The 21,801-nt window shown below is 49.1% G+C and carries 24 protein-coding genes; 8 read left to right on the top strand and 16 right to left on the bottom strand.

What is annotated here, in order from left to right; genetic code table 11:
* Window positions 1-15: 15 nt before the first annotated feature.
* Both Q394_RS0105590 and Q394_RS21325 read right to left on the bottom strand, forming a co-directional pair.
* Window positions 16-1,251 carry a glycosyl hydrolase family 18 protein gene (locus tag Q394_RS0105590; RefSeq protein WP_028488405.1) on the bottom strand — a complete coding sequence of 412 codons (1,236 nt, stop codon included), beginning with the start codon at window positions 1,249-1,251 and terminating at the stop codon, window positions 16-18.
* Window positions 1,248-2,000 (bottom strand): WecB/TagA/CpsF family glycosyltransferase, encoded by a 753-nt coding sequence (locus Q394_RS21325; RefSeq protein ID WP_051542867.1) that lies wholly within the window; start codon window positions 1,998-2,000, stop codon window positions 1,248-1,250. Before Q394_RS21325 ends, Q394_RS0105590 begins: the two co-directional genes overlap by 4 nt.
* Window positions 2,001-2,160: 160 nt before the next feature.
* On the opposite strand from Q394_RS21325, the gene acuR reads away from it, so the two are divergent.
* The 5 genes from acuR (at window position 2,161) to Q394_RS0105565 (ending at window position 5,801) form a co-directional block, all read left to right on the top strand.
* Window positions 2,161-2,796, top strand: a complete 636-nt coding sequence (gene acuR / locus Q394_RS0105580) for an acrylate utilization transcriptional regulator AcuR (protein WP_028488404.1) — start codon at window positions 2,161-2,163, stop codon at window positions 2,794-2,796.
* Between the two features lie 49 nt (window positions 2,797-2,845).
* A complete protein-coding gene (gene acuI / locus Q394_RS0105575) occupies window positions 2,846-3,829 on the top strand; it encodes an acrylyl-CoA reductase (NADPH) (RefSeq protein ID WP_028488403.1) in 984 nt (327 codons plus the stop codon).
* Between the two features lie 378 nt (window positions 3,830-4,207).
* Entirely contained in the window at window positions 4,208-4,498 is a 291-nt protein-coding gene (locus Q394_RS0105570) for a hypothetical protein (RefSeq protein WP_028488402.1), read from the top strand.
* 91 nt (window positions 4,499-4,589) lie between these two features.
* Window positions 4,590-4,916, top strand: a complete 327-nt coding sequence (locus Q394_RS22300; protein ID WP_156946745.1) for a hypothetical protein — start codon at window positions 4,590-4,592, stop codon at window positions 4,914-4,916.
* A gap of 99 nt (window positions 4,917-5,015) precedes the next feature.
* Window positions 5,016-5,801 carry a hypothetical protein gene (locus Q394_RS0105565; RefSeq protein ID WP_084260361.1) on the top strand — a complete coding sequence of 262 codons (786 nt, stop codon included), beginning with the start codon at window positions 5,016-5,018 and terminating at the stop codon, window positions 5,799-5,801.
* Between the two features lie 71 nt (window positions 5,802-5,872).
* On the opposite strand, the gene glnA is transcribed toward Q394_RS0105565, so the two are convergent.
* From glnA to Q394_RS0105530, 7 genes are all read right to left on the bottom strand, one after another.
* Window positions 5,873-7,282: a glutamate--ammonia ligase gene (gene glnA, locus Q394_RS0105560; protein WP_028488400.1), complete on the bottom strand. Its 1,410-nt coding sequence runs from the start codon at window positions 7,280-7,282 to the stop codon at window positions 5,873-5,875.
* A 136-nt stretch (window positions 7,283-7,418) separates the two neighbouring features.
* Complete coding sequence (locus tag Q394_RS0105555; RefSeq protein ID WP_028488399.1) at window positions 7,419-9,593, bottom strand: glutamine synthetase III family protein; 2,175 nt, start codon at window positions 9,591-9,593, stop codon at window positions 7,419-7,421.
* 152 nt (window positions 9,594-9,745) lie between these two features.
* Window positions 9,746-10,930 carry a cation diffusion facilitator family transporter gene (locus Q394_RS0105550; RefSeq protein ID WP_028488398.1) on the bottom strand — a complete coding sequence of 395 codons (1,185 nt, stop codon included), beginning with the start codon at window positions 10,928-10,930 and terminating at the stop codon, window positions 9,746-9,748.
* Window positions 10,930-12,078 (bottom strand): homoserine kinase, encoded by a 1,149-nt coding sequence (locus Q394_RS19260; protein WP_169735881.1) that lies wholly within the window; start codon window positions 12,076-12,078, stop codon window positions 10,930-10,932. The genes Q394_RS0105550 and Q394_RS19260 overlap by 1 nt, the downstream gene beginning before the upstream one ends.
* Before the next feature lie 16 nt (window positions 12,079-12,094).
* Entirely contained in the window at window positions 12,095-12,409 is a 315-nt protein-coding gene (locus tag Q394_RS0105540) for a hypothetical protein (protein WP_028488397.1), read from the bottom strand.
* Window positions 12,410-12,411: 2 nt separating this feature from the next.
* Complete coding sequence (locus tag Q394_RS0105535; protein ID WP_028488396.1) at window positions 12,412-13,137, bottom strand: LOG family protein; 726 nt, start codon at window positions 13,135-13,137, stop codon at window positions 12,412-12,414.
* Window positions 13,137-13,373 carry a BolA family protein gene (locus Q394_RS0105530; protein WP_028488395.1) on the bottom strand — a complete coding sequence of 79 codons (237 nt, stop codon included), beginning with the start codon at window positions 13,371-13,373 and terminating at the stop codon, window positions 13,137-13,139. The genes Q394_RS0105535 and Q394_RS0105530 overlap by 1 nt, the downstream gene beginning before the upstream one ends.
* 111 nt (window positions 13,374-13,484) lie before the next feature.
* Here Q394_RS0105530 and Q394_RS0105525 point away from each other — a divergent pair, with 111 nt between their 5' ends.
* From Q394_RS0105525 to sctL, 3 genes are all read left to right on the top strand, one after another.
* A complete protein-coding gene (locus Q394_RS0105525; protein WP_245606737.1) occupies window positions 13,485-13,982 on the top strand; it encodes a Crp/Fnr family transcriptional regulator in 498 nt (165 codons plus the stop codon).
* Between the two features lie 92 nt (window positions 13,983-14,074).
* Entirely contained in the window at window positions 14,075-14,770 is a 696-nt protein-coding gene (locus Q394_RS0105520) for a SctK family type III secretion system sorting platform protein (protein WP_038140621.1), read from the top strand.
* Window positions 14,748-15,365, top strand: coding sequence for a type III secretion system stator protein SctL (gene sctL / locus Q394_RS0105515; protein ID WP_028488392.1), 618 nt, complete (start codon window positions 14,748-14,750; stop codon window positions 15,363-15,365). The genes Q394_RS0105520 and sctL overlap by 23 nt, the downstream gene beginning before the upstream one ends.
* Here the strand turns inward: sctL and sctO are convergent.
* Genes sctO through sctS form a run of 7 tightly spaced genes read right to left on the bottom strand, consistent with a single transcriptional unit; the run spans window position 15,319 to window position 21,799 of the window.
* Window positions 15,319-15,741: a type III secretion system stalk subunit SctO gene (gene sctO / locus Q394_RS0105510; protein WP_028488391.1), complete on the bottom strand. Its 423-nt coding sequence runs from the start codon at window positions 15,739-15,741 to the stop codon at window positions 15,319-15,321. The two genes, sctL and sctO, sit on opposite strands and share 47 nt — an antisense overlap.
* 5 nt (window positions 15,742-15,746) lie before the next feature.
* Window positions 15,747-17,081: a type III secretion system ATPase SctN gene (gene sctN / locus Q394_RS0105505; protein ID WP_028488390.1), complete on the bottom strand. Its 1,335-nt coding sequence runs from the start codon at window positions 17,079-17,081 to the stop codon at window positions 15,747-15,749.
* Window positions 17,078-19,126 carry a type III secretion system export apparatus subunit SctV gene (gene sctV, locus Q394_RS0105500; RefSeq protein ID WP_028488389.1) on the bottom strand — a complete coding sequence of 683 codons (2,049 nt, stop codon included), beginning with the start codon at window positions 19,124-19,126 and terminating at the stop codon, window positions 17,078-17,080. Before sctV ends, sctN begins: the two co-directional genes overlap by 4 nt.
* A gap of 30 nt (window positions 19,127-19,156) precedes the next feature.
* On the bottom strand, window positions 19,157-19,684 hold the full coding sequence (locus Q394_RS21320; RefSeq protein WP_156946744.1) for an NfeD family protein: 528 nt from the start codon (window positions 19,682-19,684) through the stop codon (window positions 19,157-19,159).
* A gap of 5 nt (window positions 19,685-19,689) precedes the next feature.
* Window positions 19,690-20,748, bottom strand: coding sequence for an EscU/YscU/HrcU family type III secretion system export apparatus switch protein (locus Q394_RS0105490; RefSeq protein ID WP_028488388.1), 1,059 nt, complete (start codon window positions 20,746-20,748; stop codon window positions 19,690-19,692).
* Window positions 20,745-21,527, bottom strand: coding sequence for a type III secretion system export apparatus subunit SctT (gene sctT, locus Q394_RS0105485; protein WP_028488387.1), 783 nt, complete (start codon window positions 21,525-21,527; stop codon window positions 20,745-20,747). The genes Q394_RS0105490 and sctT overlap by 4 nt, the downstream gene beginning before the upstream one ends.
* Window positions 21,527-21,799 (bottom strand): type III secretion system export apparatus subunit SctS, encoded by a 273-nt coding sequence (gene sctS / locus Q394_RS0105480; RefSeq protein ID WP_028488386.1) that lies wholly within the window; start codon window positions 21,797-21,799, stop codon window positions 21,527-21,529. Before sctS ends, sctT begins: the two co-directional genes overlap by 1 nt.
* Window positions 21,800-21,801: the final 2 nt, after the last annotated feature.

Below are 21,801 nucleotides of genomic sequence, written 5' to 3'. Positions count from 1 at the left end.
TGCAGTCCTCACGCTTTAATGTTGCAGGGCATTTTCCAGTGCCTGACGTAGCGGGCGACGTTGACCGGCGGGTTGGTCGTTGCGCTGGTCGAGTGCGAGTTCCCAAATGATGACGCCACCTAGCCCTTGCTGGCGGGCAAAGTCGATCTTGGCTTGAATGGCGCGGGCATCATTGAAGTTGCAGAACATGTCTTGTGCCGGATCAGCCACATCGACACTGAACCACGCCATTTGTGCCACATCATCCCATTGGTAATCGGCGGGGATGAGGTTTTGGTGGTGCATGTCGGCAAAGCTGCGTTTGAAATACTGCGGGGGCTTGAGCCAGGATTCGCGCGGGCGGGTGACGCCTTGCCCACTGGCAGTTTCGCCGCCTTGCCAACAAGCCACGTCAAAGCTGATGCCGATGCCCAGTTTGCGGCGCGGTACGCCTGCTGTCAGAAAATCGTTTACCCAATTGTCGATTGAGGGCACTTGGTGGCTGTAACCGGGAAAGATCAAGCCACCATTGTGTAGGGGGCTGTCGAACCACGGAATCCAGCCTTCATAGGGTTGTGCCATGTCGTAGCTCATCAGGTTGATCTGGTCGAATTTGTCGGCGAGGGACGCCATGATGTAGCGGTCGCGGCTGCTAATGGCCGTGGTCAACAGCGGAGGGCGTCCCAGCAAGGCGCTGGTGCGGGTTTGCAAAGCTTTGTGCAGCTCGGTGATAAACGCGGTGAAGTCGGGGTTATCTTGGTTTTCATCCAGCGTGACGGGTTCCATGTCGATGTCTACGCCGTCATAGCCGTCCGCATCCAGCATTTGCAGGATATTGCGGATGAAGGTTTGTTGCACACGCGGGCTGATGGCGAGGCTGAACTGTTCGTGTTGCCCGGTAATCACCAATAGAATAGGGCGTTGGTGTTCGTGGGCAAGTTTTACCGCAAGGCGGCGGCTGTCGGGTTGGTAGCTGTTGGTATTCACATCCAGCGAGCCATCCGCGCTGGGGGTGGCGGAAGCGTGGGTGATGTGGGTTAGCATGGCGTAATCGGCTTCATCCATAAAGGAAATTTCCCGCCCATTGTGGTGATAGGCGGGCAGGTAGCCTGTTACCCAGGGGTGGGCATTGTATTGATGTGCTTCCGTTGAGCGACGGCTATTCGTGTGCCAGATGCTGAGAATGAGCAGTAGGATGAGTAAAACAAGTAAAGTGATGAAAAGTTTACGGTAATGAGAGGTTTTGTGGTGTTGTGTCCAGGGAAATTTCAAAGAAACTGTTTCCTACCTATAGCAATATGGTGATTATACAGTACGTTGAAAAAATGGAAACTTTCGAGTAAACGCTTGAATCGAAAGAGGCGGGGTTCTGTTATGAAGCGCCAAACGCCTTCGAAACCCGCTTTTTGGACGAAACGTGGTGCGCGTGTGGCTTGTCCTGATACGAAGTCGAATGTACCACCACACCCTACGGCAAGTGTGACCTGTTGTTGATTTAAAAAGTTTAAATGATCATTGATCCAGTATTCTTGTTTGATGGCACCAAAGCCAACAAATAAAAAATCTGGCTTGAATTCCTGGATTTTCTCAAGCGTAATTCGATCATTTTCTGGTGTGAAAGGGTAATCTTCATAAGGTGGGGAATATCCTTCTACACGTATACCATACCGTTGTTTGATGTTTTCAACAGCTACAGCATTGGATTCACTATTACCCCCTAGTAGAAACAAACTTTTCTGGTGTTGTTGTGCGTATTCACAGGCCTCGTAAATCAAGTCAGATCCGCTGATTTTATTGAAGTGCTTTTGTCGGTTGAGCAACCTTGCAAACAGGTACGGTATTTGGCCGTCAAAGGTCGCATGATTGGTATTAATAATGTTGAGAAGCTTTTGGTTGTGACTGGATTTAACAATAAATTCAGCGTTTACAGTGACGACAAATCGAGTTTTATTTTCTTCTTTGAAAACTTGTTGATGTTCAAGGCAATCAAAATTGATCCCGCAGAAATTAACAGGTGTCATGGGCAACTCCATTGCAAATAAATTAATCATTTAAGTTATTGTTATAATGGTGTATTTGGTTTTGCCTCGCAAGTTCTTATCTGGCATAAAGTTGATAAAGTTCATGAAAATGCTTAATTTAAACTTGAGTTAATTAGACGATCGGTCTAGTATTGTGCTCATGAATACTATTATCCCACAAAAAAAACGCCCTGGACGTCCTCCAAAACAAATTGGGGGGCAGCATGAAACGAGAACAGCCTTATTGCGTGCTGGCGTTGAGGTGTTAACAGAAAAGGGTTTTACAGCCACCGGTATCGATGAAATTCTGCGGCGTGTCGGTGTGCCTAAAGGGTCTTTTTATCATTACTTCAATAGTAAAGAAGCGTTTGGTGCCGATGTTATTGAAACCTACGCCCGTTATTTTTCTCGGAAGTTAGACTGTTACTTCTTGGATGAGTCATTCCCCGCGTTGGAGCGTATTGCTAATTTCATTGCTGATGCGCGTTCAGGTATGCAGCGGCATGGATTTCGGCGGGGTTGTGTTATTGGTAATCTAGGTCAAGAAATGTCCGCTCTACCTGATGCCTACCGAGAGCAATTGATCGGTGTGTTTGGTGACTGGGAATCGCGTTTAGCGCGTTGTCTGGAGGTTGCACGTGCTGAGGGGACAATAAACCAAATGTCTGATTGTGCGGCTTTGGCCACATTTTTCTGGATTGGTTGGGAGGGAGCTGTGTTGCGTGCCAAGCTGGAACTTAACGCCAAACCGCTCGATATTTTTTCTGAAGCATTTTTCGCCGGTTTGAGCCGGTAGTTTTTTGCCGATCTATAGACGATCGGTCTATTATTGGGAGATCCACACTATGTTCAAAGGTATATTGATTGAGAAAGATGATGCCGGTTATCGCGCAGAGCTTAAGGAAATCGATGAGGCGGTGCTGTACGACGGTGATGTGACCATTCGTGTGGCCTATTCCACGCTTAACTACAAGGATGCCTTGGCAATTACAGGTAAAGGGCCAGTGGTGCGACGCTTTCCGATGATTCCAGGTATTGATCTGGTCGGTACGGTTGAGCACAGTGACAATGCCGCGTACAAGGTTGGCGATACGGTTGTGCATACAGGCTGGGGTGTCGGCGAAGTACACCCCGGTGGCCTTGCCGAAAAGGCTCGTCTCAAGGGGGAGTGGTTAGTGCCATTGCCTAGTGCTTTCAGCCCGACACAGGCGATGGCGATTGGTACGGCGGGCTTTACGGCGATGCTGTGTGTTATGGCGCTGGAGCGTCATGGCGTTACACCAGAGAAGGGCGACATTTTGGTGACGGGTGCGGCCGGAGGCGTGGGAAGTGTAGCCGTGTCATTGCTAACGAAGTTGGGTTATACGGTGGTTGGCGTGAGCGGGCGTCCAGAGGAGGCCGATTATATCAAGAGCTTAGGTGCATCTGAGGTGCTGGATCGAGCCGAATTTAGTTCTCCTGCAAAACCGATTGCTAAAGAACGCTGGGCTGGTGCTATTGATGTGGTCGGCAGTCATACTCTAGCCAATGTGTGTTCTACGATGAAATACCGTGGTGTAGTGGCTGCTTGTGGGCTTGCTGGGGGTATGGATTTCCCCAGTTCTGTTGCTCCCTTTATCCTACGCGGCGTGACCTTGGCGGGTATCGATAGTGTTATGTGTCCACGGGTTGAGCGACTTGAAGCATGGCAGCGGTTGGCGCGTGATTTAGACGCCACTAAGTTGGAAATGCTTAGCCATGAGATTGGTCTGACTGAGGCCATGCAGGTGGCGGGTGAGTTGCTTGAGGGCAAGGTACGCGGACGTGTTTTGGTTGATATCAGCCGCTGATTTCTGCTATTCGTTGTACTGTCAATCCTGTGTGCTGGTGCGCCTGTTCGGTTCGCCAGCCATGGCGTTAGGATGCAAAGAATGATGATTTATTGTGCATGAAATTCACATAGACATAATTTATTAAAAATTGCAGTGCTATGTGTAAAAAATATACCATATCTGCTATTGAGTGGTAGTTAAATCTAGAAAATATAAGATTGCATTCTGTCTATTTATTTTATAATTTTCCATATAAAAAAATAGCAAATTGTCATTTAAAATTTGTGTTAAAAAAAAGACAATTGTTGCTTGAATATTACAAGATATGACTTATGCTTATTTAGTCCCCAGCGAGGGATGAGTGTCGATAAGTGAAATATTAGGAGTATTTAAGTTATGAAAAGGATTGCAGCACTTTCCGCTATGTTAGTTTTTGCCAGCGCTTCCGCTTTTGCGACTGAAGTTGATATTGATATGCTGGTGCATGATGTTGAGATTTACCAAGCACAAGATGGTACTGATTTGACACAACGTGCGGTCATTTCACATGTTAATGATCAATTCGATGGGCGGGCAAAAATCTATGTCCATAATTCAAAAATCTATCAAAAGCAAAAAGGACAAAACGGCACTCAATCAGCCACTATTGCAACCATTTGTGATTGTGATACAACCAAAGCTAAATAACATTTAAATGTTGTGTCCCTGTTGAAAGACAGGGACATTTTTATATTATTGTTATATGAAAATATGGTTCGTGATCAAAGAGGGATGTGCCATGAAATATTTCCCCATACAGCTTGCATTGTTTTCGGTGTTAACTTTGCTAGTCAATCAAGTCTCAGCGCTACCTGACAGTAGTGCTCCCCCTTCCATGATGAATATGTCGTCAAAATTTGCCAAGAACCGAGCAAAATTAAGAGCTTATCAAGTAGATTATAGAAGTTCAGGCACCGATACGGATCTATTCGCGATAGGCGACTTAGGTTCTTCCGGTTGTAGTCTCAATGTTGGTAATGTTGTGTTGGATAGTACGACAGGTGTACCAAATGATATTACGGTATTTGTGCAAGGTGATATTATACAGTCTAATAACTGTCGATAGTTAATATTGCCACATTGCAATAATGATCTTTCCCTTTAGGCTGGGGAGGTGGTCTCCTATTACTCAAAAATAAAAAATTCTGGAGTGAAAAAGCCTATTATGAAAAAATCAAAAATATTCACGTTAGGTGTAATGATTTGTTTGGTTTTAAGTGGTTGCGTCAATCTTAATTCAAAGTTGGAAAGTGAGTTTGAGGAAATAAAGAAAGGTCCAAGTGGAGCGCCTTATAAAAGTGTGACTGGTTTTTCAGATTCATTGCGCTGTATGGATGACTTAATGTTGTCAAACAATATTAGGGATATTCCTGTGATGGTTGAGGATGTTGAAGATAAAACGGAAGCCATTAAAATGGGTGTGAGGGATATGCTAATTTCTGCTGTTTCCGAAATGACGTTTAAAAGTCATGGTATTAAACTCATTCTATATGGAAAGGATTCGGGTAATCTTATTTCATTCTTGAAGGCGGCGAATAATAATAAAGTGTATGAAGCTGTTCCCTTATATGATATTCAAGGATCGATTAGTCAATTTGATAAGGGAGTGGTGAGTGCCGATGCGAGCGTTGGCTTATTTGCGCGTAGTGATGGTGGTTTTGGCGCGGCACGAGGCTCTTCGTTAAGCGTTGTCGCATTGGATTTGAATGTGGTGAAGACGGCCGATATGAGTGTCGTGCCGGGTGTTTCTTCTAAAAATTCAGTCGCTATTTTTCAGCGCGGTGATTCGTTGGATGCAGATGCTAGTATTAACAAGTTCGGTATCTATTTCGATATAAACCTGAATCGTAATGAGGGACAGGCGCAAGCGGTGCGTTCCTTGGTGGAGCTGGCGGCGGTTGAGATTGTCGGTAAGCTGACTCGCGTGTCTTATGAGCAATGCTTGAAATAGTGTGTGCAGGTATCACAAAAACGCCCCTTTGATGGGGCGTTTCTGTTGATGCTGCTAATCTGCGCGAGCGATTAGAGCGAGTAGTACATATCGAACTCGACCGGGTGAGTGGTCATGCGGAAGCGGGTGACTTCTTCCATTTTCAGGTCGATGTAAGCATCAATCATGTCGTTGGTGAAGACACCACCGGCAGTCAGGAACTCACGGTCTTTGTCCAGTGCGTCCAGCGCCATATCCAGAGAGTGGCAAACCCGTGGGATAAGCTTGTCTTCTTCGGGTGGCAGGTCGTACAGGTCTTTGTCCATCGCTTCACCGGGGTGAATCTTGTTCTTGATACCGTCCAAACCAGCCATCATCAGGGCAGCGAAGGCCAGATAAGGGTTAGCTGACGGGTCAGGGAAGCGCACTTCGATACGGCGGCCTTTTGGGCTGGATACGAATGGAATGCGGATGGAGGCGGAACGGTTACGTGCAGAGTATGCCAGCATGACCGGTGCTTCAAAGCCCGGAACCAAACGCTTGTAAGAGTTGGTGCCAGGGTTGGTGATCGCGTTCAGGGCTTTGGCGTGCTTGATAACACCGCCAATGTAGTACAGAGCGGTTTCAGACAAGCCTGCGTAGCCGTCGCCTGCGAAGGTGTTGACGCCATCTTTCGCCAACGACATGTGGACGTGCATCCCGGAGCCGTTGTCACCGACGATAGGCTTAGGCATGAAGGTGACGGTTTTGCCGTATTGATGCGCTACGTTGTGGATAACGTATTTCTGGCGTTGTACCCAGTCAGCACGGGTCGTCAGGGTCGCAAAGCGTGTGCCGATTTCGCACTGGCCTGCTGTGGCGACTTCGTGGTGATGCACTTCAACCGGAACGCCGACTTCTTCCAGAATGTTACACATGGTGGAACGGATGTCTTGGAAGGAGTCAACTGGTGGTACGGGGAAGTAGCCACCTTTTGTGGTTGGACGATGCCCCATATTGCCGTCAGGGTAGACTTTTTCAGAGTTCCAGCCTGCTTCTTGCGAGTCGATCTTGACGAAAGAGCCGCTCATGTCTGAACCCCAGCGCACGTCATCAAAGATGAAGAATTCAGGTTCAGGGCCGAAGAAGGCCGTGTCAGCAATACCGGTGGATTGTAGGTAGGCTTCTGCACGTTGTGCAATGGAACGTGGGTCGCGCTCATAGCCTTCCATCGTGGTCGGGTCAACGATGCCGCAAGAAATGTTGACCGTAACGTCTTGAAAGAACGGGTCAACAAAGGCAGTGGAAGGGTCTGGCATCAGGATCATGTCGGATTCGTTGATGCCTTTCCAGCCAGCGATGGAGGAGCCATCAAACATCTTGCCTTCAGTGAAGGTGTCTTCTTCCACTGTGTAAGCAGGGACAGTGACGTGATGTTCTTTACCACGGGTGTCAGTGAAACGGAAATCGACGTATTTGGCGTCGTTGTCTTTGATCATGTTGAGAACGTCTTGTGCAGACATGATGTGTCTCCTGATGAATTGATGGAATGGTCTTTTTCTGATGACCGGAGATGTTACGCAGACTAAGGGGTTCTTGTAAACAACGGGCAAAAAAAAGGGCGTGATAAATCACGCCCTCGACTCAGCAAGTCTTACTTTACTTGATGAACAGCATTTCGCTGTATTTAGGCAGTGGCCAGATTTCGTCAGCAATCAGGGTTTCCAGTGTGTCTGCATGTGCACGCACTTCATCCATTAGGCCGCGAACGGTGCCTGCGAGGAAGTGCATGTGATCTTGTACACTAGCGAAGTCATGTTTGGCACGCGCTTCACTCAGTTTACCAACAGTAACCATCAGTGCATTCGCTTCAGTAGCAACACCTTGTGCAACAGCGTTGTCCAGCGTGATGCCCAGTTCTTGTAGGTTGCCAGCAGTTGCTGCCAGTTCTGACAAGTAGGTAACTGCCGCTGGGTAGATCATGGTGGTAGACATATTGATCATCAGCTTGGCTTCTACATCAATGCTGTTGATGTATTGCTCGGCGTAGACTTCAAAGCGGCTTTCCAGTTCAACGGGGCTTAGTACACCAGTCCGTTCAAACAAGCCAGCCACTTCAGGGCTTAATAGCTCTGGCAGTGCGTCAGCAGAGGTTGGCAGGTTTTTCAGGCCACGCTCTTCGACAGCCGCTTTGTGCCACTCGGATGAATAGCCGTCGCCGCCGAAGACTGCATTGCCATGCTGTTCCATCACGACTTTCAGTACAGCCAGTGTTGCGGTTGCAACGTCTTTGCCGTCTTTTAATTCGGCTTCTAGCTTGTCAGCAATCCAGTTCAGGGAATCAGCCAGCATGGTGTTCATGGCGATTAGTGGGCCAGAGACAGACTGTGAAGAGCCAACTGCGCGGAACTCAAAACGGTTGCCGGTGAACGCGAAGGGTGATGTACGGTTACGGTCGCCGGGGTCACGGTCAAATTTCAGGATTTGGGACAGACCCAGATCCATTTGTCCGCCTTGTTTGGTTTTGAGGAGCTTGCCGTCTTTGATGTCTTGGAAGACTTGTTCAAGTTGGCTGCCCAGATAAACCGACAGGATCGCCGGAGGTGCTTCATTCGCACCCAGACGGTGGTCGTTGGATGCAGAGGCGATAACTGCACGCAGCAAAGGCCCAAACTGGTGTACGCCCCGGATAACTGCGCCGCAGAACGCCAGGAAGTGCAGGTTTTCTTCAGGGGTATGGCCAGGGTCGAGCAGGTTGCCTTGGGTAGCATTGCCGACTGACCAGTTGACGTGTTTGCCAGAACCGTTGACGCCCGCGAATGGCTTTTCATGCAACATGCACAGGAAGCCGTGGGCTTTGGCGGTGATTTTCATCAGGGTCATCAGCAATTGCTGGTGATCGGCAGCCACGTTGGCAGATTCAAAGTAAGGGGCAATTTCAAACTGACCCGGTGCTACTTCGTTGTGGTGCGTTTTGGCAGGGATGCCGAGGCGGTAGAGCTTGTCTTCGAGGTCTTGCATGAAGACTTGCACGCGCTCAGGGATAGCGCCGAAGTAATGGTCATCAAATTGTTGACCTTTAGCCGGTGCTGCACCAAACAGGGTGCGGCCTGCCAGCAGGATGTCTGGGCGGGCGGTAGCGAAGGCTTCGTCGATCAGGAAGTATTCCTGTTCTGCACCGCAGCTTGAGTTCAGGGTGGCAACATCAGTTTCACCCATCAGCTTCAGGACGCGTTGGGCAGCGGTGTTCATGGCAGCATTAGAGCGCAGCAGCGGGATTTTCTTGTCGAGTGCTTCGCCTGTCCATGACAGGAACACGCAAGGGATCATCAGGGTTGCGCCGTTGGCGGTGTGCATGATGTACGCAGGGCTGGTTGGATCCCATGCGGTGTAGCCACGTGCGGCATTGGTCATGCGCAGGCTGCCGTTAGGGAAAGAGGAGCCATCCGGTTCGCCCTTGATCAGCAGGCTGCCACTGAAGTCAGTGATGGCATTGCCTTCCGGGCTGGTGAGGATGAAGCCGTCATGCTTTTCAGCGGTGGCATTGGTCATCGGGTAGAAAATGTGTGAGAAGAACTTGGCACCTTTGGACATGGCCCATTCTTTCATCGCAGCAGCGACGACATCAGCCGTTGCAGGGTCGAGAGGTGCACCTGTTTGGAAGGTTTTCTTCATGGCCTTGAAGGCATTCTTGGAAAGTGTTTCTTCCATGCGTGCCAGGTTGAAGACATCACATGCCCAAATCTTGCTCAGCGGATCGGTCTTGCCAAGATCCATCGGGGAACGTTGACTGATGGTATGGATTGCTTGGGTACGCGCTAGATTGCTGCTCATCGATTAACCTCGTTCTATACAGTAAATCAGAAATGATGATATTTGATGCAAACTTTGTGCCATTTCATAAATTCCCTGCCCACATCCCTTTATTGGGGAGGTAGGCTGGCAGGTGTTTTCTTGAATTCACTAAAATAGTGCGAGCGTTAGTGTTAATGCACCAACTTTGTGAAAATCTTGACTTGCTTGATACAGGTGATGTTGCTGCAAGCTTGTCGGAACGCTTGAATGGCTTCAGGGCTAGATGTTTCTTTCAATATTAATTCGAGTTGGATCTTGCCATCATTGTAATGCAAAGTGACATCAGCGATGTCTGGCCATAGTGCGGCAGTAGAAGGCAGTGCTTGGAGTTGTGCCAGCAATTCTTTACGGGTGGGCAGGTTCTGGCAAGGGTGGCTTGTTTCATCATCCTCGGGGTCGATGTGAATAATGACATCCTTGATATCGGGGAAGCGTTTACGCAAACGGTGCATGACTTGATCGCTGATGAAATGACCTTCGGATACGCTGATTCTGCCGTTGACCTGTAAGTGCGCATCTGCCAACACGTGGCCACCCATGCGGCGGGTACGCAATAGATGGACGTTTTCCACACCCTCAATATTTGCGATGAAGTCGTGTATTTCTTGCACTTCTTCCGGTGCTAGGCCGGTATCTACCAGTTCGCTGGTGCTTTCCATGATCAGTTGGCCTGCCATGTAAAGGATCATGGCCGCGACGACCATGGCGGCGATAGGGTCAAGCCACGGGTAACCGAATTGTGCCCCTGCAATGCCTAGTAATACGATGACCGAAGAAATGGCGTCTGAACGGTGATGCCATGCATTGGCTTTAAGCATCGGTGAGTGGATGCGTTTGGCGGTGCGCATGGTGTAATGGTATAGCGCTTCTTTGCCAATGATGGCGGTGGCGGCAAAGGCAAGAGCAATGGGTTGAGGTATTGGCAAGGCAATGTCAGAAAACATTCGCCCCCAAGCTTGTATGAAAATGGCAACGGCGACACCTGCTAGCATGAGCCCCAGAATAACGGTCGCCAGCGTTTCGATACGCCCATGCCCATACGGATGGTTGTCATCAGCTTCCTGATGCGCCAAATTTGAGGCGAACAACACCACAAAGTCACTGACTAAATCGGATAGGGTGTGGAAACCATCGGCAATCAATGCCTGTGACTGGGTGAGAAAGCCACCTACAATTTGTGCTATTGATAAGACAGTGTTAAGTACAGCACCTACTAGTGTAACTCTCCGGGTAGCTGACTGGCGTTCTTCACGGCTGACGTGGACAGTCTCTGGTAGTGCTTCGACGTGGTGGGTATGGTGGTGATGTCCGCCCATTATGGCTGTCCTGTTTGCAGTACGATGATGTGTTCGCGGCCTTCGCTGCGGGTTTCCACAACAGTATGACCGTGAATGCGTGCCCAGGCGGGAATGTCGTGTAATGCGCCGGGGTCAGTGCAAATGGCGGTGACGGTGATGCCAGCCGGTAGATTTTCCACCGCTTGTTGCACGCGGATGACGGGCATGGGGCAGAGCAAGCGGCGGGCATCGAGTGTGATGGTTTCCTGCCCAATTCGGTGCAGCAGTTTGTCGCGGAATTCGTGGGGGTCTTTTTGCAAGATCATGTCTCCGTGACGAGGGTTGAGTTGGGCATCTAGCCGTGAGAGCCAGAAACGCAAGGCGGCCGCTCGTAACGTGGCTTGCCAGTACTGGTGTTCCAGTGGTTGCCAAGGTCTCACGGCCTGATAAGCCTTGAGGCAGGCTTGTGACCGGGGAATATCCAGTGAGCCGTCGGAGTTGCAGCACCAGTCATTCACGACAATGGCCAGATCGTAGAGCCAACTGTCGGTGCAGGCAAAATACAGGTCGATGACACCGCTCAAGGTGCCTTGCTGGAACATGGCGTTATCGCGGAACAAGTCAGCATGAATAACCCCAGCAGGCAGTTGCTGAAAGGGAATGGTTTGCTGGTAAGCAATCTCGGCTTCTAAGAGGGTGGCGTTGTCAGTATCCAGCCGGGGGAGTAGTGCGGCCGCTGTGTGTAACCGCCATTCATGCCCGCGATCTGGGGGGCGTTGTTGTGGGAAGTCTTTGCCGCTGAGATGCATTCGTGCGAGCATTGTACCCAGTTCAGCACATTGTTGAGGCGTTGGGTGCTCGATGTGTTGGCCGGGCAAACGCATCACCAATGCAGCAGGTTTGCTGTTTAACTGGCTGAGCAAGTGCCCTTGATGGTTGGCAAGCGGGCGGGCGACGGGAATTCCCGCTTCAGCCCAATGCTGTGTCAGCGTGAGGAAGTAAGCCAGTTCCACCGGGGTATGGTGCTCAAACAAAGTGAGCACGTATTCGCCGGTGGTGGTGGTGACGAAAAAATTGCTGTTTTCGACGCCCGCGCTAATGCCGGTGTACGCCTTCAGCGTACCGAGCGGGTATTCCAGTAGAAAATGTTCCAGCTCGGTGACACTGACGGGGGTATAAACTGACATAGGCTCGCTTTGGTTATTACCAGGAGAATAGCTTCCAGCTTGGAATCATCATGTTCTGGTTTTGATGGGCATTCTGGCTTTTGCCTTGTGAGGTAACAGAATCGACTAGATTATAGCCGTCTGTACTGCCAGTCGGGACGTAGCGGATTTCGCTGCGCATGGCTTGCACGCGTTCCTCTTCAATCGTGCCGAAACTATCTTCTATGCGGATGGTTTCGACTTTGAGTTTGCTCGCCGCATCCGTGTCGGCATCAGCAGCGGCTTCCTCAGCATGAAGAGGTGAGGCAAACAGTGTGATTAGACTTAGTGCCAGTAAAAGTTGTTTTGTCATTGTTATAACTCCATGAATTTGGCGCGTTCTTCCGCAGATGGCCCCGATACAGCGCGTTCGTAGTAGGCAAAAATGTGATCAACAATGGCATCTGCATCGTCTAAGACGACAAAAAGATCCAAGTCTTGGGCAGAGATTGTACCTTGTTTTACCAGTGTTTGCCTGAACCATCCCACCAATCCCTCCCAGAAGGGTGAGTGTACCAGTACGATAGGAATTTTACGGGTTTTGCTGGTCTGTACCAAGGTGAGAATTTCGGCGAGTTCATCCAATGTGCCGAAGCCTCCGGGCATGACCACGTAGGCTGATGCGTATTTCACAAACATGACTTTCCGGGAGAAAAAATGCCGGAAATAGAGTGAAATATCCTGATACTGGTTGGAGTGCTGTTCGTGCGGTAATTGGATATTGAGGCCAATACTGGGTGATTTGCCTTGTTGCCCACCTTTATTGGCGGCTTCCATTAAGCCGGGGCCACCGCCACTGACGACGGCAAAACCCGCGTCGGAAAGTTTGTGGGCAATGGTTTCGGTCAGTTGGTATAGCGGGTCATCGGGTGGGGTGCGGGCGGAACCGAAAATACTCACCGAAGGTCTCAGATGAGCAAGACGTTCAAAACCGTCAACAAATTCGCCCATGATTTGGAAGATTTTCCAGCTTTCACGCGCGAGTTCCTGATCGCTGATGGGTTGCAGTACGGGGTGGTGAGCACGGGTTTTGTCATCCATCAGGCGGTTTCCGCCGGTGTTTTGGCGCGGATCGTCAGGGCGTGAAGCTGACCCGCCGTAATGGCATCGTTGACGGCGGCGTAAACCAGTTGGTGACGTTTCAGGGTATTTAAACCTGCAAAGGCTTCGCTGATGACATCGGCTTCGTATTTGTAGCCATCACCGCTGATGGTGACTTGTGCGTCTGGGATGTGATCCTGAACCATTTTGGCGACGGCTTCATTGCTAATACTCATGGGGGTGCTCCGCGTTTATTGTGAAATGCGCCATTATACTATAGCACTTGCCGACAACGCTTATTTCAGCGCGTATAATGGTGATAATTTAGGGTATTTTTAAGGGTGGGTATGATGGATAACGTAAATCTTCAGTTATTAGAGCAGGTGAAAGACACTTGCCCAGAGTTTTGCGCGGCTTTGACGGATGGTGAAATTGCCAAGTTTGTAGCGTTCACGCGCCTTCGTGAGTTAGGTTCTCAGGAGGTTGTGGCTGATATTGGTGAAATAAGTGATCGTTTTTATTTAGTCATTGGTGGCGCGGTTAAGTTGTTGCATGTAGAGGGCGAGCGTGAGTTTGAAGTAGGGCAGGTTGAGCCGGGTGGTTTAGTGGGTGAAATGTCATTTTTTGATCGACAGCCCCGCACTGTTCGCTTGAAGGCGCGACGTAGTGGGGTACGTTTGCTGGAAATTAACCGCCAAATGTATAACCGTTTGCGTATTGCAGAGCCGTATATTGCTACCAATTTGTTGGAGTTTGTGGTGCGCAGTCTGGATTATTTGGTGCGCCACCTGAGTGATGAAAATGCCAAGTTGCATAAGCAAGTGACGGGTCTTGGCTACCGCTGATTCACGCAAGCGAGTGACTTTGTCAGGAAACGTCTGTCTATTCCCATAAAGACAGGCGATACTACCCGCATATTCATAATAATGTTGGGATCATGAACATCGTCGATCATTTCGATATTAAAAATGAGCTTTCGCAGGCGGTATGGTGTTTTAATTTTCGCCCTGACTCTTATTTGCATCCTAGTTGGTTGACAACAATGCCAGATGGTCAAGTGATGCAGGCATTGTTTGGGCAAAAACGTGGGGAAAGCCGCTTGGTGCAGCATATGATGCAGCGCCTTGGTTTGCATGACAGTGTATTTTTCGACTTCAGTAAGCCACTGTCACGGCTGGCTTTATGGCGCGGGCAAGAGCTAGAGCAGCTGATTCTTTGTCTTGGTGCGGTGTTCCACTTTCAGGTGTTACGGCGCATCGTTATTCGTGATGATCTGCTTAAAGTTCAGCAAGTATTGGGTGATGACCTTTACCGTTTTCTGCAACAGCGTGCGCCATTGTTGACTCATAATGTGACGACGGATATTGATTTTCCCGCACATATGGGGTTGAAAAAGCGTTTCACTTTAGCGGGAATGCTGTGTTTGCGAGCAGCATTTGTCGGTTATCCCCCCGCTTTTTGGAAACGCTTAGCGTATAAGTTGGATCGCGAGTTCTATGTGTTGTGGAAGCGTTATGCGAAATCCGGCGTGGAGATGGATTCCCAAACCTCTGAATGTGCTGTTCTGGTTCAAAAAGTGGCAATAGAAATCAAAATGGGAGTCAGCCGCGATGGCAAAATTCTTTTCAATTAAGCCTGTGGATGCACAGCTACGTGCCGACCAAAAGGTCTTGAAATCGGCGGACTATGAGCAGCTGGTCGATTATGATCGGATGGCTTTTGAGCTTCAGCACCGTTACCGTCAGCGTGAGGAAATTGTGTCCGTGGCGTTAGGGCGTTCTATCAAGCGAGGTTTAGAGCAGGGGCGGGAACGTGCCGATAAGGAAGCAGCTGAGAAAATGGTGCTGTTTGCTGGGCGCGTTAACGATACCTTGATGGTGTTAGAAGGTGAGCTGGAAGAGTTGGTTGCTAGCGCTGTCCGCAAAGTGATTTATAGTTTTGATGCAGATGAGCGTGTTAGGCAGGCTGTGTTGGGTGGACTTGAGTTGGTGCGAGGGAGTCACAAGCTGATGATTCGGGTGCATCCTCAGCGGCAGGCGGCAATTTCAGAACAATTGGATGCCATTCCGCACCGTTTTACCAGTTTGGACGTCATTGGTGATGATCAGGTGGCAGAAGATGGCTGTATTCTGGAATCTGATCTGGGCATTGTGAATGCTAGTCTGGAGCAACAGATGCAGGTTATTGAACAGACTCTTCGTGAGCATTTTTTGCGTCCTGAGTTTTAATAATTTCTTTGAGCTTTTCAAGTTTCAAGTTGGCTTCGCTCGAATTATTCTGGGCTGTTTGAACGTTTGTTTCAGCCGTTTGTAAACCTTGGTAAGCATCGCTTAACTCAGCGCGTAGGCGTTCTTCTTCTAAGCGCAAGTCTTCTAGGTTTTTTTGGTAGTCGAATAGCATTTGTGGCGCAAATGGCTGATTTTTTAGACTGGCAAATAGTGCCTCCTGGTGTTCCAGTCGCCATTTCGCGAAGTTTTCAAGTTGCTGTTCTTTTTGTTGCAGGTCTTGTTGTTGTTTTTGCAAGACGCGTTTTTGTTCCTGTAATTCAATGAAGCACTGTTCCATGCGACGCGAACGGATGGTTTTTAATTGTTCTAGGCTCATGGTGCTTATCCTGCCAGTCGTGTTAACCAGTTGATCGTATCTTCAAAACTGGAATATTCGTGTGAAGGTTGTTTGAGAAAACGTAGAATTTCATCCATTTTGCGGATGGATTCGTCTGCCAGTGGGTCAGATCCATGTTTGTATTCACCAACGCGCAGTAAAAATTCAATTTCCTTGTATTTGGCTAATAGGGTGCGTAGGTGGGCGGCTGCGGCGCGGTGCTGTGGGCTGACCAGTTGCGGCATGATACGACTAAGGCTTGCCAAGACATCAACCGCAGGGTAGTGGTTGCCAGAGGCAAGGTCACGCGACAGCATGATATGCCCGTCCAGCAACGAGCGGACTTCATCCGCAATCGGATCGCTCATGTCGTCGCCTTCTACCAGCACGGTGTAAAATGCGGTGATAGAACCTTTGTCAGAGTTACCGGCACGTTCTACCAGTTTGGGTAATTCTGAAAAGACCGAGGGCGGAAAGCCACGCCGGGCGGGCGCTTCTCCTGCTGCTAAGCCGATTTCGCGTTGGGCACGCGCGAAACGGGTCAGAGAGTCCATGAGTAGCAATACTCGGTTGCCCTTGTCACGGAAATATTCGGCAACTGCTGTGGCAACGTAAGCTGCTTTGAGGCGTTCAATGGCCGGACGATCAGAGGTGGCAACAATCAGTACCGTTTTTTTCATTCCCTCTTCACCGAGGGCTTCTTCCATAAATTCGCGAACTTCACGTCCCCGTTCGCCAATCAGGGCAACAACGTAAACATCGACATCTGCGTGTTGTACCAACATGCTAAGCAACGAGCTTTTGCCGACGCCTGCACCTGCGAATACACCTATCCGTTGCCCGATGCCGCAGGTGATGAGTGCATCCATCGAGCGTATGCCAAGTGATAACGGCGTGCTGACTCGGTCGCGTGAGAGTGGATCAGGGGGCGTGGCATAAATGGGGTAATATTCGGTGAAGGCTTGCGGGGGGTTACCTCCATGATCTTGTACTCTGCCGATGCCGTCGAGTACGCAGCCGCGCAGGTGCTCACCAACACCTACTTCTAGCATTTTGCCCGTGGTGATCACTTGGGTGTGTGCAGAAACCCCTTGCATGTCGCCAATGGGGGCAAGGAGAGCGATGTTTTGTTCAAAACCAATGACTTCAGCGGGAATCTCGCGGGTGTCTCCGCTGTTTTTGAGCATACATAGTTCACCGAGTTTCACACGAGGAACAATGGCACGTACCACGGTTCCTGTGACCTGAACAATACGTCCGTGTAGTACCAAGGGAGCACAGTTTTCTAAGCGGTTGCGCATTCGTTCGGTGACATGACTTAAGGGGGTACGTGGTCTCATGTTAGGCGAATCTCCCCTACAGGATTCAGAGAAACGCTGGATGTTAATTCCTGCACAGAGACAACGGGAAGTTCTGGGTAACTGTTTTCCAAATGCCGCCGGATATGCCGCCGTAATTCCAGATTGGTGAGAATGACGGGGCGTACTTTATCTTTCGCGTGTTCATTTTCGAGTTCTCGTAGTGTGTTGGCAAAGCGCTCGGTAGCATCAGGCGCAAGCGCAAAGAACACACCATTAGGGGTTTGACGCAGGCTATTTTGCAACAGCTTTTCCGTTTCAGGCGCGAACATATAAACGGGTAATATGCCGGTACCATTGGTAACGGTGTAGGAAAGTTGGCGCTTTAGGCCAATGCGAACCCGTTCCGCTAACATGCTGGTATCTTTTTCTGCTTCACCAAATTCCACTAGCGTGCCTAGGATTTGCCGTAGGTCACGGATGGAAACACCTTCATTGAGTAGGCGGCGGAATACATCAACGGTTTTTGGCGTGGTAACAGCCCGTTGTACTTCCCTGACTAGCTCGGCGTAACTGGATTGTTCCAGTTTGTTGTAGAGGGTATGTATTTCCTGTATGCCGATGAATTCAGCTGCGTGCTTGCGTAGTATATAAGCGAGATGAAGGCTGATAGCTTGAATATTATCGGGTGCAGTGCGTGTGCTACTGGTGATGAGATCGTTTCCGCTTTTATCTGCGGCTGGTTTGGATGATTCAAGGCTAGTCGAATTCGTTGCGCTAGATTGGAGGTGGCCTTGTGCCACCGGAATGCCCCGGATGGATATTTGGTAGTTGTCATTGTTGAGGCGTGCGGATAGGCGCACGCTGATCCCCGGTAGGGGGACGCCCATATCTTGGTAGAATTCACGGCGGATACGCACAAATTCTAGATTCAATGTATCCATTGAGAATAACGTTTTGGCTTGCGCTGGAAGTTCCACCAGTGCTGGTGATAGAGGTTGCATGTCTTCCAACGCAGCTTTGATGTCGCCACCACCCAATTGTGGGGCATTGCCAGCTTCTTGTTGTCCGATGACGGTGGTAATTTCTTCCTCAGAGAATGCCATTTGGTGCTGAACCTTACGTAAGGCCATGCCTGTGATACCCAATAATATGCCTAGAAACAAGAAAATGACGGTTGGGAAACCGGGGATTAGTCCCATGGCAGCAACAATACCCGCAGCACCCAGTAAAGCGCTTGGTTGTGCCAGCATTTGCCCACCGATGTCGCTACCGAGGTTGGCGTCTTCTTCACCTCTGACGCGGGTGACGATAATGCCTGATGTGATGGATATGAATAACGCCGGTATTTGTGATACCAGCCCATCACCAATGGTGAGGATGGAGTAAAGTTCTAGAGCCTCACCCATCGGCATGCCGCGTTGCATTGTGCCGATGGATAAACCGCCGATGAGATTGACCATGATAATGATTAAGCCAGCAATAGCATCACCTTTGACGAATTTCATGGCACCATCGAGTGCCCCATATAACTGGCTTTCTTTTTCTAGATTGGAACGCCGCTTCCGGGCATCTACGAGGGTAATTAGGCCAGCACGCATGTCACTGTCAATACTCATTTGTTTGCCTGGCATGGCATCAAGTGAGAAGCGGGCGCTGACTTCGGCAATACGTTCCGAGCCTTTGGTGATGACGATGAATTGCACAATCGTGATGATCAGGAACACCACGAGACCTACAATCAGGTTGCCGCCGACCACAAACTCACCAAATGTTTGGATAATGTGTCCGGCATCCGCTTCCAGTAGGATTAAGCGTGTGGAGGCAATACTGAGGGATAGTCTAAAAAGAGTCGTCAACAGTAATATTGAGGGAAAAGAGGAGATGGCCAAGGGGTGGGGAATGTAGATACCCAGCATCATTAACAGGATGGCAATGGTCATGTTCAGGGCGATGAGCATGTCCATGATCAGCGTTGGCATCGGTAGAATCATCATGGAAATGATGGCTACGAGTAACAACGCCAGCACCACATCGCTGCGCTTGGTTAGCGAGTTGAGAAGATCTTGTGATTGGCTGGACTGCATGAGTAAGTAGCTCCTGATCCTTGTAATAAATTATGTGGCTGGGCCTAGGGGCGTGATGTACAAAGTCTTATCATTGATGGCTACGATCCTTGCTTGGGTTCCTGCTGGGCAATCGGTTCCGGCAAGCTGCCATTCCAAATTATCTAAACGAATGCTGCTGCTGCCATCCACCACAGGTTGTTCCAGCGTAATAACTTGACCGATAAGCTGTTTGCCGGGGTATTCGGTAAAAACGCGTTTGAGCGATTTGAATAGATCTGCAAACAATGGGGCGAGCAGGACAGAAAACAGTACCAGTAAGAACTGCCAACGCCATAGCCCATCAGGATTGAGTAACATCAATAAGCCAGTAATACCTGCTCCAATACCTAGCCATGTTTCCCAGCTTGCGACGAAGCGCTGTTGGTATTGTTTGACCAGCCCATCCTTATTTTTTAGGTGTTGGGTGGTACGAAAAATAGCGTAATGTGTTTGTGCCCGCACGTTGGTGCGTCTGAATTCTGTCCAGCCATTTTTTACACGCTGAAGAAGGGTTGTGGGCTGATTATCTTGTTCCATACGTTTCACTGTTTGACTTGCCCCTGCGTCTGGCGCAGCAGGTTTGCAATTTTGTTAATGGTTTTTTCGGGTATGTATTGGTCAATTTTGCCCTCGCTAAGCAAGTCTTCGACCAAGGCAGGGTCACTAACTAGAGGAACATTTTCCAATGAGGCGATTTCTACCATTTTTTTGGACATATTATTTTTACCAATAGCCACGATGATGGGCAGTGGTGTTACGCCTTGCTCGTATTGCAACGCAATGGCGATGCCCATGTCGAGGATAAGCAGCCGAGCGGTGCGGATACGCTTCTGGATGTCTTGCTCGGATAATTCTCGGCGGATACCTTGGCGGGCAGCACGGACATGGGGGTCGCCAAAAATATCTTTCATTTCTTTTTTGACATCCTCCTTCGTCATACGCTGGTCTTTGGTGAATTGTTGACGTTGGAACATAAAGTCAACGACTGCCATAATGATCATTATCGGAACAATGAATAGCATCAATTGGCGTACTAAATGTTCAATGACTTCTTGTTGACACGCGACGTTGCATTGTTTGATGGCATGAAACAGTTCACTAATGCCGATTCTCACCACAAAGAACAGGATAAGGCCGACAATTAGCGTTTTAAACAGGGCTATTAGGGTGGTAATAAATTGTTTGGCAGAAAATATTCGTTTGAAACCACTGGAAAAGCTAATTTTGGAGAGGTTCGGAATAATCGGCTCAAAGGAGAAAACAAAACCAATTTGAATGATATTACCAATAATGCCAGAAATGACCGTCAGCATCGCAAAGGGTATGGCAATACTGTATAGGGCGTTTTCCAATATGGCTTTGAAGCCTATTTCCAAGGCTTGTGGAAAGGGCATGGTATATAGCCTTGGGATAATATCGAACATTTCCATGAACTTGGCGACAATCCAGTCCCATGCCGCGAAAAAATAGAGGATAACAAATAACATGGTTAGGGCTGACGGTACATCATTACTGCGGGCAACTTGGCCTTTCTCGCGCGCTTTCTTGAGTTTCCGCGAACTGGGTTCTTCGGTTTTTTCTTGACTGCTATCTTCACTCATCGTAGCAGATTGTCCAGAATGGTAAGGTTGTTACCCATTTTAAAGAATCCTTCCTTCAAGTAATCCCCTAAAAAGCCGATGTAGAGTGTCAGCATAAAAAATGTCAGGCCGCTTTTAATCGGCATGGCGGCGAGGAATACGTTTAATTGAGGAAGAAATCGTCCTACCATGCCAAGCCCAAAGTCGATTAGAAACATCGTGCCGAGAAACGGTCCAGCAATAAGGACGCTGGTGTAAAGCAGTAAGTCCAGTTGCTGAAGAAAGAATGTCACTACTTCCAGCGTAATTTGCGGGTAAAATTGATCTATTGGCCACGTTTTGTAGCTTAAGTAGAGCGTTTTCAACAAAATCAGGAAGCCACCGGATACTAGGAGTAGCGTCGTTAGTAAGAGGCTGAAGAGACCACCTAAAGGCGATACCATATTGGCGGTCATGGGGGAGAAGTACAGGGCACTCATTACCCCACGTTGCATATCAATCAGGAATCCGGCAGCCTTTACTGCCCAAAAAGGCACGCTTAGGGTGTAGCCTAGTAACAGTCCGATGACGCCTTCTTTGACCAGAATACCCAGCAAGGTGAGCATATCCAGTTTAAGGTTGAGAAACTGTTCATGTGTTAGCGGCAATATGAACAGTGACAGGGTCATGATGATCCCATTTCGCAAGGTGCGTGGCACGATAGGATCGGTCAGAATAGGAAGCAGGGCAAATGCCACCAGTATTCTGGGAGCCGTTAATGCCCATGCTAACAACCATGAGTGAAGAACATCCGTTTCCATTAATGATGCCGTATCAGGGCTATTTGATCGAAGGAGTTCTGCGTGAAAGTAAGAAGTTCCGGCCCTAGCCACCGTACTGTCGCGGCCAGAGCAATCATGGTGACGACCAGTTTGAAACCATGTGGGAGGGTTTGTTCCTGAATAGAGGTTAGCGCTTGCAGTAAACCAATCAGTAAACCAACCACAGTGGCAGCAATAATTGCAGGCAGCGACAGGTACAAAATAAGCTGCATGGCGAGTGATGTATGGTGAAGGATGTCCGTTTCATTCATGC

This window comes from Thiothrix lacustris DSM 21227 (assembly GCF_000621325.1).
GTDB classification, from domain to species: domain Bacteria; phylum Pseudomonadota; class Gammaproteobacteria; order Thiotrichales; family Thiotrichaceae; genus Thiothrix; species Thiothrix lacustris.
Note: the sequence above shows the minus strand (reverse complement) of the source record. Positions and strands in the feature narration are given on the sequence as shown.

Coding starts and splice junctions, on each gene's coding strand:
- Q394_RS21325 (WP_051542867.1), bottom strand. CDS start 2,000: ATGACACCTGTTAATTTCTGCGGGATCAATTTTGATTGCCTTGAACAT.
- acuR (WP_028488404.1), top strand. CDS start 2,161: ATGAATACTATTATCCCACAAAAAAAACGCCCTGGACGTCCTCCAAAA.
- acuI (WP_028488403.1), top strand. CDS start 2,846: ATGTTCAAAGGTATATTGATTGAGAAAGATGATGCCGGTTATCGCGCA.
- Q394_RS0105570 (WP_028488402.1), top strand. CDS start 4,208: ATGAAAAGGATTGCAGCACTTTCCGCTATGTTAGTTTTTGCCAGCGCT.
- Q394_RS22300 (WP_156946745.1), top strand. CDS start 4,590: ATGAAATATTTCCCCATACAGCTTGCATTGTTTTCGGTGTTAACTTTG.
- Q394_RS0105565 (WP_084260361.1), top strand. CDS start 5,016: ATGAAAAAATCAAAAATATTCACGTTAGGTGTAATGATTTGTTTGGTT.
- glnA (WP_028488400.1), bottom strand. CDS start 7,282: ATGTCTGCACAAGACGTTCTCAACATGATCAAAGACAACGACGCCAAA.
- Q394_RS0105555 (WP_028488399.1), bottom strand. CDS start 9,593: ATGAGCAGCAATCTAGCGCGTACCCAAGCAATCCATACCATCAGTCAA.
- Q394_RS0105550 (WP_028488398.1), bottom strand. CDS start 10,930: ATGGGCGGACATCACCACCATACCCACCACGTCGAAGCACTACCAGAG.
- Q394_RS19260 (WP_169735881.1), bottom strand. CDS start 12,078: ATGTCAGTTTATACCCCCGTCAGTGTCACCGAGCTGGAACATTTTCTA.
- Q394_RS0105540 (WP_028488397.1), bottom strand. CDS start 12,409: ATGACAAAACAACTTTTACTGGCACTAAGTCTAATCACACTGTTTGCC.
- Q394_RS0105535 (WP_028488396.1), bottom strand. CDS start 13,137: ATGGATGACAAAACCCGTGCTCACCACCCCGTACTGCAACCCATCAGC.
- Q394_RS0105530 (WP_028488395.1), bottom strand. CDS start 13,373: ATGAGTATTAGCAATGAAGCCGTCGCCAAAATGGTTCAGGATCACATC.
- Q394_RS0105525 (WP_245606737.1), top strand. CDS start 13,485: ATGATGGATAACGTAAATCTTCAGTTATTAGAGCAGGTGAAAGACACT.
- Q394_RS0105520 (WP_038140621.1), top strand. CDS start 14,075: ATGAACATCGTCGATCATTTCGATATTAAAAATGAGCTTTCGCAGGCG.
- sctL (WP_028488392.1), top strand. CDS start 14,748: ATGGCAAAATTCTTTTCAATTAAGCCTGTGGATGCACAGCTACGTGCC.
- sctO (WP_028488391.1), bottom strand. CDS start 15,741: ATGAGCCTAGAACAATTAAAAACCATCCGTTCGCGTCGCATGGAACAG.
- sctN (WP_028488390.1), bottom strand. CDS start 17,081: ATGAGACCACGTACCCCCTTAAGTCATGTCACCGAACGAATGCGCAAC.
- sctV (WP_028488389.1), bottom strand. CDS start 19,126: ATGCAGTCCAGCCAATCACAAGATCTTCTCAACTCGCTAACCAAGCGC.
- Q394_RS21320 (WP_156946744.1), bottom strand. CDS start 19,684: ATGGAACAAGATAATCAGCCCACAACCCTTCTTCAGCGTGTAAAAAAT.
- Q394_RS0105490 (WP_028488388.1), bottom strand. CDS start 20,748: ATGAGTGAAGATAGCAGTCAAGAAAAAACCGAAGAACCCAGTTCGCGG.
- sctT (WP_028488387.1), bottom strand. CDS start 21,527: ATGGAAACGGATGTTCTTCACTCATGGTTGTTAGCATGGGCATTAACG.
- sctS (WP_028488386.1), bottom strand. CDS start 21,799: ATGAATGAAACGGACATCCTTCACCATACATCACTCGCCATGCAGCTT.